Source organism: Flavobacterium ichthyis (assembly GCF_009915155.1).
GTDB classification, from domain to species: domain Bacteria; phylum Bacteroidota; class Bacteroidia; order Flavobacteriales; family Flavobacteriaceae; genus Flavobacterium; species Flavobacterium ichthyis.
Genome location: NZ_JAABLM010000008.1, coordinates 88,096 through 102,808, shown reverse-complemented (window position 1 = coordinate 102,808; position 14,713 = coordinate 88,096). Strand labels below are relative to the sequence as shown.

18 protein-coding genes and 1 tRNA gene are annotated in these 14,713 nt (G+C 34.7%); all 19 read left to right on the top strand.

The window, feature by feature from the left end; genetic code table 11:
* Positions 1-122 precede the first annotated feature (122 nt).
* On the top strand, positions 123-1,676 hold the full coding sequence (porX, locus tag GV828_RS08135) for a T9SS response regulator signal transducer PorX (RefSeq protein WP_166536987.1): 1,554 nt from the start codon (positions 123-125) through the stop codon (positions 1,674-1,676).
* 3 nt (positions 1,677-1,679) lie between these two features.
* Complete coding sequence (gene tsaE / locus GV828_RS08130; RefSeq protein ID WP_166536986.1) at positions 1,680-2,087, top strand: tRNA (adenosine(37)-N6)-threonylcarbamoyltransferase complex ATPase subunit type 1 TsaE; 408 nt, start codon at positions 1,680-1,682, stop codon at positions 2,085-2,087.
* A gap of 421 nt (positions 2,088-2,508) precedes the next feature.
* Positions 2,509-3,702: an alanine dehydrogenase gene (locus GV828_RS08125; protein ID WP_166536985.1), complete on the top strand. Its 1,194-nt coding sequence runs from the start codon at positions 2,509-2,511 to the stop codon at positions 3,700-3,702.
* A gap of 27 nt (positions 3,703-3,729) precedes the next feature.
* Positions 3,730-4,128, top strand: a complete 399-nt coding sequence (locus tag GV828_RS08120; protein ID WP_166536984.1) for a DUF4258 domain-containing protein — start codon at positions 3,730-3,732, stop codon at positions 4,126-4,128.
* A gap of 48 nt (positions 4,129-4,176) precedes the next feature.
* A tRNA-Val gene (locus GV828_RS08115) sits at positions 4,177-4,251 on the top strand.
* Positions 4,252-4,547: 296 nt separating this feature from the next.
* On the top strand, positions 4,548-5,174 hold the full coding sequence (locus tag GV828_RS08110; protein WP_166536983.1) for a Crp/Fnr family transcriptional regulator: 627 nt from the start codon (positions 4,548-4,550) through the stop codon (positions 5,172-5,174).
* A gap of 73 nt (positions 5,175-5,247) precedes the next feature.
* A complete protein-coding gene (locus tag GV828_RS08105; RefSeq protein ID WP_166536982.1) occupies positions 5,248-6,045 on the top strand; it encodes a sulfite exporter TauE/SafE family protein in 798 nt (265 codons plus the stop codon).
* 128 nt (positions 6,046-6,173) lie between these two features.
* Positions 6,174-7,565, top strand: coding sequence for an MBL fold metallo-hydrolase (locus tag GV828_RS08100; protein WP_166536981.1), 1,392 nt, complete (start codon positions 6,174-6,176; stop codon positions 7,563-7,565).
* A 37-nt stretch (positions 7,566-7,602) separates the two neighbouring features.
* The gene (locus GV828_RS08095; RefSeq protein WP_166536980.1) at positions 7,603-7,932 is read left to right on the top strand and encodes a rhodanese-like domain-containing protein; all 330 of its coding nucleotides are present in this window, start codon (positions 7,603-7,605) and stop codon (positions 7,930-7,932) included.
* A 25-nt stretch (positions 7,933-7,957) separates the two neighbouring features.
* Positions 7,958-8,158, top strand: a complete 201-nt coding sequence (locus tag GV828_RS08090; protein ID WP_166536979.1) for a YgaP family membrane protein — start codon at positions 7,958-7,960, stop codon at positions 8,156-8,158.
* A complete protein-coding gene (locus tag GV828_RS08085; protein ID WP_166536978.1) occupies positions 8,159-8,464 on the top strand; it encodes a DUF202 domain-containing protein in 306 nt (101 codons plus the stop codon).
* Positions 8,421-9,290, top strand: a complete 870-nt coding sequence (locus GV828_RS08080; protein ID WP_235935436.1) for a methyltransferase domain-containing protein — start codon at positions 8,421-8,423, stop codon at positions 9,288-9,290. Before GV828_RS08085 ends, GV828_RS08080 begins: the two co-directional genes overlap by 44 nt.
* The gene (locus GV828_RS08075; RefSeq protein WP_166536977.1) at positions 9,287-9,547 is read left to right on the top strand and encodes a heavy-metal-associated domain-containing protein; all 261 of its coding nucleotides are present in this window, start codon (positions 9,287-9,289) and stop codon (positions 9,545-9,547) included. The genes GV828_RS08080 and GV828_RS08075 overlap by 4 nt, the downstream gene beginning before the upstream one ends.
* Positions 9,548-9,950: 403 nt before the next feature.
* Positions 9,951-10,373 carry a DoxX family protein gene (locus tag GV828_RS08070; protein ID WP_166536976.1) on the top strand — a complete coding sequence of 141 codons (423 nt, stop codon included), beginning with the start codon at positions 9,951-9,953 and terminating at the stop codon, positions 10,371-10,373.
* Entirely contained in the window at positions 10,370-10,810 is a 441-nt protein-coding gene (locus GV828_RS08065) for a DsrE family protein (RefSeq protein ID WP_166536975.1), read from the top strand. Before GV828_RS08070 ends, GV828_RS08065 begins: the two co-directional genes overlap by 4 nt.
* 42 nt (positions 10,811-10,852) lie before the next feature.
* The gene (locus tag GV828_RS08060) at positions 10,853-12,559 is read left to right on the top strand and encodes a bifunctional metallophosphatase/5'-nucleotidase (RefSeq protein WP_166536974.1); all 1,707 of its coding nucleotides are present in this window, start codon (positions 10,853-10,855) and stop codon (positions 12,557-12,559) included.
* Between the two features lie 131 nt (positions 12,560-12,690).
* Positions 12,691-13,260 carry a YeeE/YedE family protein gene (locus tag GV828_RS08055; protein ID WP_208103162.1) on the top strand — a complete coding sequence of 190 codons (570 nt, stop codon included), beginning with the start codon at positions 12,691-12,693 and terminating at the stop codon, positions 13,258-13,260.
* A 124-nt stretch (positions 13,261-13,384) separates the two neighbouring features.
* A complete protein-coding gene (locus tag GV828_RS08050) occupies positions 13,385-13,882 on the top strand; it encodes a DUF6691 family protein (RefSeq protein ID WP_166536973.1) in 498 nt (165 codons plus the stop codon).
* A 22-nt stretch (positions 13,883-13,904) separates the two neighbouring features.
* A complete protein-coding gene (locus GV828_RS08045) occupies positions 13,905-14,612 on the top strand; it encodes a DUF2490 domain-containing protein (protein ID WP_166536972.1) in 708 nt (235 codons plus the stop codon).
* Positions 14,613-14,713: the final 101 nt, after the last annotated feature.

The following is a 14,713-nucleotide window of genomic DNA, read 5'->3' as shown; positions in this document are numbered from 1 at the left end:
GATAAATAAATAATTATATTTTATTTACAATTAAAATATTTTTACCGATTTTTTAAGAAATTGCCACCACAAAAATGTTAAATTGCAGTTTTTAAAAATCAAAATTTGCCATTACCTTTTTTATGGAAAAAATAAAAATACTTTGGGTTGACGATGAAATCGATTTGCTCAAGCCCCACATTCTTTTTTTGGAGAAAAAGAACTATGAAGTAACTACTTCTAACAACGGTCGCGATGCTGTAGAAATTTTTGAAGAAAATAATTTTGACGTGGTTTTTTTAGACGAAAATATGCCTGGAATGAGCGGTTTAGAAACGTTGTCAGAAATCAAGGAAAAAAAATCCTCCGTTCCCGTAATTATGATTACCAAAAGTGAGGAAGAATATATTATGGAAGAAGCCATTGGCTCTAAAATTGCCGATTACCTCATTAAACCTGTAAATCCGAACCAAATTTTATTGAGTTTGAAAAAAAATCTCGACAACACGCGTTTGGTTAGCGAAAAAACTACTTTAGATTATCAAAAAGAATTCAGGAAAATTTCTATGGATTTAGCGATGGTCAATACCTACCAAGATTGGATAGAATTATACCAAAAATTACTGTATTGGGAACTGGAACTCGAAAATATCGGCGACCAAAGCATGTTTGAAATTCTCGAATCTCAAAAAGTAGAAGCCAATTCGCAATTTGGGAAATTCATAGAACGCAATTATGCGGATTGGTTTTTGCCAAAGACTGATAAGCCAATTCTGTCACACGAACTTTTTAAAGAATTAGTGCTTCCGGAACTCAAGAAAAAAGAACGTCCTATCCTTTTTGTGGTCATAGATAATTTGCGTTACGACCAATGGAAAGCCTTCGAAAGCATTGTTTCTAATCATTACAAATTAGAAAAAGAAGTCCCGTTTTTCTCCATTTTACCAACCGCTACACAATATGCCCGAAACGCCATTTTCTCAGGATTAACGCCTTTGGAGATGGAAAAAAAATATCCACAATACTGGAAAAACGACATAGATGATGGCGGAAAAAATTTATACGAAGCCGAATTTCTTTCGGAACAATTAAAAAGATTAGGACTTAATATCAAGCAAGATTATTTTAAAATCACCAATTTTGCCGGTGGAAAAAAATTAGTTGAAAATTTTAAAACCTTAAAAAACAACGATTTAGTAACCGTAGTTTATAATTTTGTCGATATGCTTTCTCACGCCAAAACCGAGATGGACGTGGTTAAAGAACTGGCTTCAAATGACAAAGCCTATCGTTCGCTAACCGCAAGTTGGTTCCGCAATTCACCTTTGCTCGAAATTATTCAACAAGCCCAACAATTAGGATTCAAATTATTATTAACCACCGATCACGGCACCATCAACGTAAAAAATCCTTCAAAAGTAATTGGCGATCGCAATACCAGCCTTAATTTACGTTACAAAACCGGACGAAGCCTCACTTACGAAGACAAAGATGTTTACGCCATCAAAGACCCAAAATCCGTGCAATTGCCGGCAATCAACATGAGTAGTTCGTATATTTTTGCCAAAAACGATTTTTTCCTCGCCTACGTAAACAACTACAATCACTACGTGAGTTATTATCGAAATACCTACCAACACGGTGGCATTTCGCTCGAAGAAATGATTATTCCGTTTTTGTCATTCAACCCAAAATAAGTCATGGAAATTTTATTTAATTTAGACGAAATCGAGCAAATTGCCCAAAAAGTTTTGAACGAAAATCCGCACAAAATAATTTTGTTCAACGGAAAAATGGGAGCCGGAAAAACCACCGTTATCAAAGCTTTGGTAAAAGCACTTGGCGTGACCGAAACCACCTCAAGCCCAACATTTTCACTAGTTAACGAATACCGTTCCATTCATAATCAAACTATTTACCACTTTGATGTCTATCGTCTCAATTCAGAAACCGAAGCCTACGACATGGGACTCGACGAATACCTCGATTCCGGCAACTGGTGTTTCATCGAATGGGCCGAAAAAATCCCAAATCTCATTCCGGACCAACACAGCGTTATCAACATTTCCGAAACCCAAAACGGCGTTAGAAAACTCGTTTTACAATAATTTTTTGAAGCAGGAAACTTTCGGGCATTTTTTATAATCGTCCGTCCTGCTTTCGGCTTTATCCACGCCAAAAAACTTTGCGTTCAGGCGTGGGATATCGCCTCAATCAGGGCTAAGAACAAAGGTCGTTTTACATTTGTAATTTTTTGAAAAAATCTCAACTTTAAAATTCAAAAATCAACCATTCAATATTGAATAAGCTATCAACTCGCAAACACGCTTAAATATTTAAACACGTGACCCTTATACAGTATAAGACTCTGAAAAACACGTAAGAATAAAAATTTTTCAAACCTAACCGAGTAACTTTAAACATAGCAACTCTGAAACTTTGCAACTCTGAAACTTTGCAACCCCCAAAAAAAACATTTGCAACTTCATCATATTTTATTAATTTTAAACAATTAATAACGCAAGCAATATGTCATTTACACCATTCACCAAGCAACAGCTCATGCCGCAAGAAGAGAAACTTGAAGTAGAACGGCAAAAAAGTGAATTGTACATTGGAATTCCAAAAGAATCTTCCCTACAAGAAAGGCGTATTTGTCTCACACCAGATGCCGTAAATTCCCTTACTTCTCACGGACACAGAATTTTAATTGAAGCTGGAGCCGGAGAAAGCTCTAGCTATTCTGACCAAGAATACCTCAATGCTGGTGCCGAAATTACCCGAGATACTAAAAAAGTTTTTAGTTGCCCTATAATTCTAAAAGTAGAGCCCGTTTCTGAACCTGAAATCGAAATGCTCAATCAAGGCGCAATTATTATTTCGGCATTACAAATCAAAACCCGCCAAAAAGAATATTTTCAGGCATTGGCAAAGAAAAAAGTAACTGCGTTGGCTTTCGAATTTATCAAAGACCATGATGGTTCGTATCCAGCGGTAAAATCCTTAAGCGAAATTGCCGGAACTGGTTCCATTCTAATAGCTTCGGAACTGATGATTAACAATGATTTTGGCAAAGGATTACTTTTTGGCAACATCACCGGCGTTCCTCCAACAGAAGTAGTGATTTTAGGTGCAGGAACCGTTGCCGAATTTGCCGCCCGAACCGCAATAGGTTTAGGAGCTAACGTAAAAGTTTTTGACAATTCTATCACCAAGTTACGTAGATTGCAACATCATGTTAACCAACGTATTTTTACATCAACCATCCAGCCAAAAGCACTACTCAAAGCATTAAGGCGTTGTGATGTTGCCATTGGAGCCATGCGAGGAAAAGACCGCTGTCCGGTAATCGTTACCGAAACCATGGTCGAACATATGAAAAAAGGAGCTGTAATTGTAGATGTTAGTATTGACATGGGCGGTTGTTTTGAAACTTCGGAAGTGACAACACATGAAAAACCGACATTTATAAAAAACAATGTAGTTCATTATTGTGTTCCTAATATTCCTTCGCGGTATTCTAAAACAGCATCACTTTCCATCAGCAATATCATCACGCCTTACCTACTCCAAATCGCTGAAGATGGCGGAATCGAAAGCGCCATTCGTTGTAACAGTGGATTGCGAAATGGGATATATTTTTACCACGGTTTGTTAACCAGTAAAAGTATTGGCGACTGGTTTCATCTTCCTTCTCGCGACATTAATTTAATTGTTTTTTAATGATTATCTTTGCGCAAAATTTAAAAAATGAAATTTTACCAGCGACTTGCGTTTTACCTTTTCGGCTTACTATTAGGCATTATTTTTTTAGTATATTTTTTGCAAGGCAAAGCCGAAGCCAGAGATGTGAGTTTTTGTTATCTACCGAATTGTAGGGTTTTGCAGGATTTAAGGAAAAAACCATTGCAATATTCTGATCAGGCAAAAATAACTTTGCAAGAAAATTGGGTTACATTACAAGATGTAAAAAACACGCTGCAATATGGCGATGTAGATTTTTCAATATCAAACGAACCTTTTAAAAACGGCAAAATTTATTTTATTGAAGGCAAAACAACTGCAAATGAACCTATTATCGTGAGCATGATCAATTACTCCGAAAAAGCAGTTTTATATGAAATAAAAAAAGATATAAAAAAGCAGTAATATTTCTTGCAATTCCGAAATGTTGCTGTATATTTGCACTCGCATTCAGGGCGATTAGCTCAGCTGGTTCAGAGCACCTCGTTTACACCGAGGGGGTCGGGGGTTCGAACCCCTCATCGCCCACACATTTAAAACAAATGGTCACAAAAGCCGATAATTCTTAAGATTTATCGGCTTTTTTTATGTCCTATAATAAAGTTTTAAACGTGAACTATAATTTAAAATTTTGGCGATCGACCTATCCCATGTTTGACAATTTTTAAAATTGTGTTGCTTAAGTAAAATGATTTTTTAGCAAATAGCCTTGTTAAAGTTCGACGATGGATGTTTGTAGAAATTACTTTTTACACGTATTTTGACTAGTTTTGCTATAAATTCTATTACTTTAAATCATTCGATTTAGAATTAAACTACGCAAAATGAACCACAACCTTAAAAAATTATTCCCATCGTTTACAAATAGTCTTGTTGAAGATATTAATACAAATGCTATTGAAAAGAATTTTTCTGCTGGTGATGTCATCATTAGGACTGGGCAATTTATAAAAAATACTGTTTTAGTTTTATCTGGCAAAATAAAAATTTATCGTGAAGATGAAGACGGCGGAGAATTTTTTATGTACTATTTGCAGCCTGGTCAAGCCTGCGCGATTTCTATGATATGTGCTACAAAAAGCGAAACAAGCCAAATTATGGCCAAAGTTGTAGAAGATGCTGAGTTGGTAATGGTTCCTTTACCTTTAATGGATAAATGGATGATGCAGCATCGTAGTTGGTATGAATTTGTAATCGATACCTATAGAAGTCGCTTTGAGGAAGTTTTAGAAGTTGTAAACAGTATCGCTTTCAAAGCAATGGATGAACGCTTGGAATTTTATTTAAAACGTCATCAAGATGCTTGTGGCTGTAATGATTTAAAATTATCTCATCAAGAAATTGCGACTGAATTAAATACCTCAAGAGAAGTAATTTCCCGTTTACTTAAAAAATTAGAACAACGTGGTGTATTGAAACTGCATCGCAATCATATTGAGCTATTGAAATAAACTACCTATGTGATAAATGTTACTGATTGTAAATTTTTTACTGGCAATATTTGCAGGATAAAATTTTACAATTATGGAATATATAGGTTATTTTGCTTCTATCTTGATAGGAGTTGCATTAGGTTTAATTGGTGGTGGCGGTTCTATCTTGACTGTTCCCGTTCTTGTTTATCTTTTTGCTATTGAACCAGTTCTAGCAACATCCTATTCTCTTTTTATTGTAGGTTTAACTAGCGGAGTTGGTTCTTTTGGATACTTCAAAAAAGGATTGGTAAATATCAAGACTGCAATTGTTTTTGGTATTCCGTCAATTATTGCAGTTTTTGCAACTCGTGCATTAATTGTACCTGCAATACCAACAGAAGTAATTACAATTGGGAATGTAATCGTTACCAAAAGCGTTTTATTGATACTTCTTTTTGCAATTCTAATGATTTCAGCTTCTTACAGCATGATTAAAAAAGACAAGAAAACTGCTAATGAAAATAAAGATGAAAAACAAAAATTCAATTATCCATTAATATTAATTGAAGGTGCAGTAGTAGGAATACTTACAGGATTAGTTGGAGCTGGTGGCGGATTTTTAATCATTCCTGCATTAGTAATTTTGAGCAAGCTACCAATGAAAGAAGCTGTTGGAACATCATTAGTAATCATTGCTGCCAAATCATTGATTGGTTTTTTTGGAGAAGGCGAAGCAACTACAATCAATTGGCAATTTCTAATCACAATTTCTGCTTTTGCCATTATCGGAATATTTATCGGAGTCATACTATCTAAAAAAATGGATGGTGCAAAATTAAAACCTGCTTTCGGTTGGTTTGTCCTAATTATGGGACTTTACATCATAACAAAAGAGTTATTTTACTAATGGAGAAAATAATTGATCAATCAATTTTTACGAAAGATAAAATCCTTATGTAACTTATGTCACAATTTCTATGAAATAGAATATATAATTTTGAATTCTAAGAATCGAATACCTTAAAAATAAAAAATATGTTTTTTCAACACGTTTATGATAAAAGTTTAGCACAAGCCAGTTATTTTATTGGTTGTCAAAAGGCGGGAGTGGCTGCCGTAATTGATGCAAAAAGAGATGTGGATACCTATCTCGAAATTGCAAAACAAAACAACATGAAAATTACTCATGTTCTGGAAACACACATCCACGCTGATTTTCTTGCAGGATCCAGAGAATTGGCTGCATTAACAGGTGCTGAACTGTATCTTTCTGCAGAAGGTGGCGAAGGATGGGAATATGAATTTCCGCACGTTGGGGTTAAAGATGGGCAAAAAATAAAACTGGGTAATCTTGTTTTTGAAGTCCTTCATACTCCAGGACACACACCAGAAAGCATCAGTTTTCTGTTGACCGATACACCCGCTAGCGATGAACCAGTAATGCTTTTTACAGGCGATTTCGTATTTGTGGGCGACATCGGAAGACCCGATTTATTAGAAAAAGCAGCGGGAGTTGTTGGAACTGCAGATGCTGGAGCTATGCAGATGTACGATTCTATTCAGCGTTTCAACCAGTTGCCTGATTTTATCCAAGTTTGGCCTGGACACGGAGCGGGATCGGCTTGTGGGAAAGCATTAGGAGCTGTGCCAAGTACAACTGTTGGTTATGAAAAAATAAGAAACTGGGCTTTTCAATATGATGATGATCAACAAGGCTTTGTAAAATACCTTTTAACCGATCAACCGGAACCTCCCAAATACTTTGCCATGATGAAACACTTAAATAAAGTGGACCGACCGCTTTTGACAAGTGTTCCAAAGATAAAAGAATTAAGCACAAGCGAATTGATGGACAACCTTTCAAAAGGAATCAAACTGATTGACGCTAGAAATAAAACAGATTTTGCCAAAGGCTTTATCCCAGAAAGCATTAACATTCAAGGTAATAACTCCTTTGCAACTTGGGCAGGATGGTTCTTAAATTATGATGAGCCCTTTATGATTCTAGCTCCAGAGTCGCAAATGGAGGACCTGACACGAAAACTGATGCGTATCGGACTTGATCATAATATCGGTTTTATTAGCTCAACTGAAGCCTATTCTGGAGAGTTAAAACAAGTTGAATTTATTTCTATTGAAGAACTGAAAGAAATCAAAGATGATGAAAACGTTCAGATTGTGGACATCCGAGGAGCATCAGAATACCAATCAGGTCATATAGCTGGGGCTGAAAATGTATTTCTGGGAACGATGGAGGAAAATCTAGACGAAATCAGCCGAACAAAAAAAGTGATTATTCATTGTCAAGGTGGTGATCGAGCTTCAATTGGTTATTCACTTTTGGTAAAAAACGGATATACAAATGTTGTAAATTATTCGCCGGGAATGAACGAATGGGTTAATGAAGGAAATCCGGTTGTGGCGTAAAAAACGTTTTAAAATATTAAAAATTAAATTAAAAACTATGGGATTTTTTGAAAACATATTTGGAAAGGCTAACAATAATAGTGAGAATTTAGCAACGCTAATTAATGAAGGCGCTCTTTTAATAGATGTTCGAACTCCGGCTGAATTTGCCAGCGGAAGTGTTATGGGCTCTATTAACATACCTTTGGATCAAGTTGCTTCGAATTTAAATCGTTTAAATAAAAATCAAAACATTATCGTTTTCTGCCGAAGTGGCAACCGAAGCGGTCAAGCCCAATCTATTTTGGAACAAAATGGGTTTAAAAATGTTACCAATGGCGGTACTTGGCAGAACATTGACGATTTATTACCAAATAAAAGCAAATAGTTAAAGTGTTTTAATAATTAGGAAGATGAAAAAAAACATGGGAGTTATTGATAAATCGATACGATTTGCTATTGTCATTCTTATTGGGATTTTATATTTTACAAATGTAATCGGTGGAACATTGGCAATCGTTTTAGGAGTAATTGCAGTTGCGTTTATAGTGACTTCATTTGTTGGTTTTTGTCCATTATATTTGCCTTTTGGCATCAATACAAGAAAAAAATAAATGCAAACTAATAAAGCAATCAATAAAGATTTAATTTTAAGGGAACGGCTGGCTTTGCAACGAACGGTTTTGGCCAATCAATCTACTTTTTTAGCATTTTTAAGAACTTCAATGTACTTTTTAGTGGCAGGTTTGAGTTTAAAAAACTTGCTTCAAATTGAAAACAGTACCGCAATTGAGTTTGCGCTTTTTGTTATAGCAGGAATTGTGTTTTTATTTGGAATTGTGAACTTTTTGAAACACAGAAAGTCAATTTTAAAAAATGAAAAACATATTGGAAATTATCAATTGGAATATTATGAGTGAAGAAAAATGTTGTATAGTGTCTTGCGATTTACCACTTGACCAAACATATTGGGACAATCAATACCAAGCAAAAAAAACAGGATGGGACTTGGGAGATGTTTCACCACCCATAAAAAGTTACATTGATACAATCGAAAACAAAGAAGCGAAAATTCTTATTCCAGGCTGTGGCAACACTTATGAAGCGGAATATTTGCTCGAGCAAGGTTTTACCAATGTTACCGTAATTGATATTGCTCCAACATTAGTAGAACATCTGAAGCAAAAATTTGCAGAAAACAAAAATATTACAATTGTTTTAGTTGACTTTTTTGAGCACCAAGGTACATACGATTTCATTATCGAACAGACTTTTTTCTGTGCTTTGCCTCCAACGATGAGACAAAGATATGTTTGGAAAATGCACCAACTTTTATCGGATCATGGAAAGTTAGTTGGCTTGCTTTTCAATCGTGAGTTTGAAGTGAGTCCTCCTTTTGGTGGCAATCTAAAGGAATATGAACAATTATTTCGCAACGCTTTTGTGTTTAATTCCATTTCGATAGCTAAAAATTCAATTCCTGCAAGACAAAATACTGAGTTGTTTATTGAGTTTCAAAAAAACAGCTTGACTCATATTAATTTATATAATTTTGAAGGTATTACTTGTTCGGGTTGTATGAATACAGTTATAGGCAAATTTTTAGAAATTGATGGAGTTTTAAACGTAAGTATCAATACCAATTTTACCGAAATTATTATAGTGAGCAAAACCGAAATTGAACTAAAAACGTTGCAGGAAACGGTTGTTTATGACGAAAAATACAAAATAGTAAAAGCAGGATGATACATAAGATAGAAGTAGAAAATATAAAATGTGGTGGCTGTATGAACAGTATAAAAACCGCATTATTGAAAATTGAAAATGCAAACGAAGTTTCAATTGACAAAGAAACAGATACGATAATAATCCATTCAGATACAGATAGATCCGTTTTTATAAAAACATTGTCGAGCTTGGGATATCCTGAAAAAGGGAATAACACTTTATTGCATAAAGGAAAATCATTGGTAAGTTGTGCAGTAGGTAATCTAACAAAGTAATTTACATAAAAATTTTAATGCACTTGAATTCAACTACATATCGGAATTTCTTAACAATAACAATGATGTTGTTGTTGATGGTGCCTTGTTCATTAAAAAAAGAATTAAAACAATTCTTGAATAGCGAAACAAGCCAGCAACATCATTCCGAGAATTCAAGAGTGAAATGTTTTTCTTTTACACAACAGCAAGAAGTTCTTCAAAAGCAAACAAAACAGCAAGAGAAATCAACTATTTTCAATGTTGACTTTAGAGGTTTTTCAGTAGTAAACAATAAAAAATCAATTGATTTTTACAACAAGCAAAAAGAAAAAGTACCTTCTTATATTTTTTTTGAGCAATTTCTGATTTGATTAACTGATACTTATCCTTTTAGTCAGTTTAATTAAATTTAGAAATATCTATGAATAAATCAATTCAAGTGAATAGTTTTTCTGTTCACCTACTTCGTATTTGCCTCAGTGGCATTTTCATCACTGCTGGAATTTCACATTTAGTAGCTCCAGACAAAGTTGCCGATAGGATTCAAGCCGCTCAATTAGGTTATTTTGCAACACTTTTTGGCAATCCCTTTCTTTTGGGAATCTTAAGCGGCTATGCTTTATTAATTGGTGGCATTCCTTTGCTGTTGGGCATCTTTACAAGATGGTCTGCCTTACTTCTTTTCTTGGTACTTATTCCTATAACAATCACCATCCAACTTGGAAACGGAATAGCTTATGGACCTCTTTGGAAAAATATAGCTTTATTCGGAGGCTTGCTATTTTTTATCATCAATAATCCAAAAACAGAATTTTTTTTAAGAAATAAATCCCAAAAATCATGAAATCATATATAATCTTAATGCTTACGTTATCCATTTTCGCAACTTCAAACGGCAATGCTCAAACAGTTGAAAACATTCAAAAAACAGAAAAATCCATTCGCAATAACGGAAAATATGCCCTGCTCGTCATGAAAGTCCAACATTTAAAAGCCGCCATTCAAACGGGTATTGAATTTAAAACAAAAAGTAAAAAAATAGACGTTCAAGTCGTTACTTGTGGTGAGCTGGTAAAAGAAATTTCAAAAAATCCTGACTTGCAAAATTTTATTAAACAAGCAGTTAACCAACATAAATTAAAAATTTTGATCTGTGGACTTTCCATCAAACAATTTGAGGTGGATAAAAATCTATTACCCAAAGAAACCCCAATTACAGAAAATGGATTGATTTACACCTTTGGATTACAAGAAAATGGCTATAAAGTTATTGTACTTTAATCAATACGGTCATTTAGATTAATTTTTAATACAAAATCAAAAATGAAAAACAGAAGAAATTTTTTAAAATCTATGGGAATTTTAAGTGCTGGAGCCGCATTGGTTTCGCCCCTGTCGATATATCCAAATAGCAATGAAGTAACGGATAAAAATGCAGATGAAGAATTGACAAGTAATACACATAATCCCGAGAAGATTCAAAAGGTAAGTATTTTTCAAACCACAGATGTTCACTGTCAGATTCATCCGCACGAAGAACTATTTTGGGAAAACAATAAAGCCGTTTTTAGAAAAACAGGCGGATATGCCTATGTGGCAGGAATGTTGGATCAACTCCGAAAAGAAAACCCCAATCACTTTACAATTGATACGGGCGATATGTTCCAAGGAAGTGAATTGGCTGTAGAAACAACTGGAAAAGCATTTGTACCCGTACTCAATGCAATGGATTATGATTTATACCTACCCGGAAATTGGGAAGTGGTTTACGGCAAAAAAAACATGCAAAAGTTGATGGGTTCGTTAACAGCTCCAAAAATTTGTACCAATATGTACCATGATTTGGAGAATGGTAAAAAAGGGGAACTTATTTTTCAACCGTACCACATTTGGAACACGGCGGGAATTAAAATTGGCTTTTTAGGTTATACAGATCCTCTAGTACCATTGAGGCAGTCGCCCATGTACAGCGAAGGTATCATCTATACAAACCCAGAAGAAAACCTAGAACATTACATTGATGTTTTAAAAAATCAGGAAAATTGTGTGTTTGTCATCATCATTGCCCATTTGGGTCTTTCACAGCAAATTGCATTGGCTAATTCTCCAGAATGTGAAGGCGTTGATTATATTTTTGGTGGCGACACCCATGAAAGGGTAAGAAAACCTATAGTTTGTAAATACTCAAAAGTAGTAGAACCTGGAGCATTTGGTTCTTTTATTGGTAAATTAGATTTAACTATTAAAAATGGTAACGTCATAGCGGAAGAATACAATCTGCTTGAAGTGGCTTCGGCTTCGATACAGCCAAATAAAACGGTTTCAAAAATTTTAAAAGAAAATGAAGCACCTTACCTAAGCGAAATTAATGAAATTTTGGGCTACAGTACGATACCGCTTTATCGCTATTTTGTTGTAGAAAATCCTATTGATACCTTAATTTTAGACGCACTGCATTGGAAATTTCCTGAAATTGATGTCGTTTTATCGAATGGTTTCCGATTTTGTCCGCCTAAAGTTACCCGTGACCAAACCGGTAATATTCCCATCACAAACGGATTTTTATTCGATATGCTGCCTGTTGACAGTACGGTAAGAACCGGAAAAGTTAAAGGTGAACAAATAGCGGCTTGGCTCGAAAAAGAATTAAACAATGTGTTCGCAAAAGAAGCAGATAAGCGTTTTGGTGGTTGGGTAGTAAAATTCAAAGGAATGGAAGTCGCATTTAAAGCATTTGAAGTCAATGGGAAAAGAGTTCAAAGCATTACAATGAACGGCATGCCTCTTGAAAACGAAAAAGAATACACCATTTTGGCATGCGAACGAGAAGGCGATCCAGAAGATATGTTATGCAGGATGAAAAACGTAAAAAATGCCCACAACACTAATTTTACGTTACACGATGCCTTAAAATCCTATTTGAAAGCAAATAGTCCTGTAACGCCAACACCCCAAAATAATGCCAAAATACTGGATGCACCTCAGACTTTACTTTCTCAAGTAACCGATGTGGAGTATAGTTTTAGATAACTTTATGCACAACCGCAAATTATCCGATAAAAAAAGTGCTTGAGCCATCAGGCACTTTTTTTTGGTTATGTGATAAAGGTTACAAAACAACTCTATTTTAAAATTCAACTTTGCAAAACAAAAAATTAACTATGGAAATTATAGAATTAATCAAACAACCTTGGCCATGGTATGTGGCAGGACCATTAGTTGGACTTACTGTTCCGGCATTATTGATTTTAGGAAACAAAAACTTTGGGATTAGTGCCAACTTGCGTCACGCTTGTGCGGCTTGTTTGCCAGCAAATATTTCCTTTTTTAAATACGATTGGAAGAAAGAAATCTGGAATGTCTTTTTTGTAATCGGAATTTTACTAGGTGGCGTGCTTGCTTTTCAATTTTTAGAAAATCCAGATCCAATCGTTATAAATGATAACTTAAAGACTGATTTAGCAACCTATGATATAACCAACATTAACGGAATGTTGCCTGTAGAAATTTTCTCATGGGAAAATCTATTCACATTAAAAGGCTTCTTGATGATGGTTGTGGGCGGTTTTATGATTGGTTTTGGTTCTCGTTATGCAGGAGGTTGCACGAGCGGACACGCCATTTCTGGTTTATCTAACTTACAATTACCATCACTAATTGCTACTTGTTGCTTTTTCATCGGCGGATTGATCATGGCTAATTTTATTCTTCCCCTAATCCTATCACTTTAAAATAAAACTATGAAATGAGCATGACATAAAATTGGTCGCAAACACCAATGAAGATATGCGACCCGAGCTTGCGAATAGGCAAAGCAATTACATATAACCAATATAAAACAATAAACATCTACATATGAAAAATACAAATCAGAATACCGATTTTGAAACCCGTTCCCTCGATACAGTTTGTGTAAACGAAAGCCACTTGGAACACAAATGGTACCACAATATCAAATACCTCATCGTAGGTATGTTGTTCGGGATTGTTTTTATAAAGGCCGAAATTATCAGTTGGTACCGCATTCAGGAAATGTTTCGTTTTCAATCGTTTCACATGTATGGTGTTATTGGAAGTGCTGTGATAGTTGGAATAATTTCCGTTTTCCTCATTAAGAAATTTAAGATCAAAACCATTTATGGCGAAAAAATAGAATTTCACAATAAAAAATTTAACAAAGGTCAAATCATTGGTGGACTCATTTTTGGATTGGGTTGGGCAATTACGGGAGCTTGTCCTGGTCCAATTTTCGCCCAGATAGGAACTGGCGTTACGGTAATGTTAGTAACTCTATTCTTTGCTATTGTGGGAACTTGGGTATATGGTTATTTTAGAGATAGATTGCCTCATTAATTTAAGAATGAGATCCAAAATAATGGACATCCTTTTAGTCCTGACAGCCTCTTTTTTTGCCTCAAAAACAATTGCACAAGAGCATACAAACAGTTGGTTCAGAACCACAGTAAGCATTCCTGTAAAAGAAAAGATTAAAACTGATATTGAATTGCAACACCGGAGGCAAAATGATTTTGAAAGTGATAATCTTTTCGATAAGAACTTGATGAGCGCCTTTAGGACTTGGATATATTACAAGCAAAATAAAGATGTGGTTTATGGTATTTCTCCTTTTGCTTATTTCTCCAATTATAAGAGCATACAAAAAGAAAGTGATGCATTTACAAAGCCGTCAACCGAATACCGATTTACTGCATCAATAGAATTGCAACATGAATTGGCAACCAAATTCTATGTTGTAGATAGGACCGCAATTGAATATAGGGCTTTTGAAGGTGCAATAGAAAATACCACTCGTTTGCGGAATAGACTGGCTTTTAGATATGATTTTAATCCGGAATATAACTTGGCTATGGGTGATGAAATATTGATTAATTCATCGGGAACTGATGCACAACACCTATTTGACCATAACAGAATATTCACCAATTTTTCCTATAAACCCAACTCAATAATTAAGTTTGATATTGGATATATTTATATTTCAAGATTGACCAAAAATGCTACTGATTTAATTGATGAAAGTAATTTTTATTTGAATTTTACTTATTCAATTTCCAATAAGTAAATCTTACTTTATACATGACAAAATTGTAGCGTTAGAATTGGATTAACCAGAAAAAATTGGCACAATTTATTTAAGAATATTACTAAGCCAATTTTTTTTCT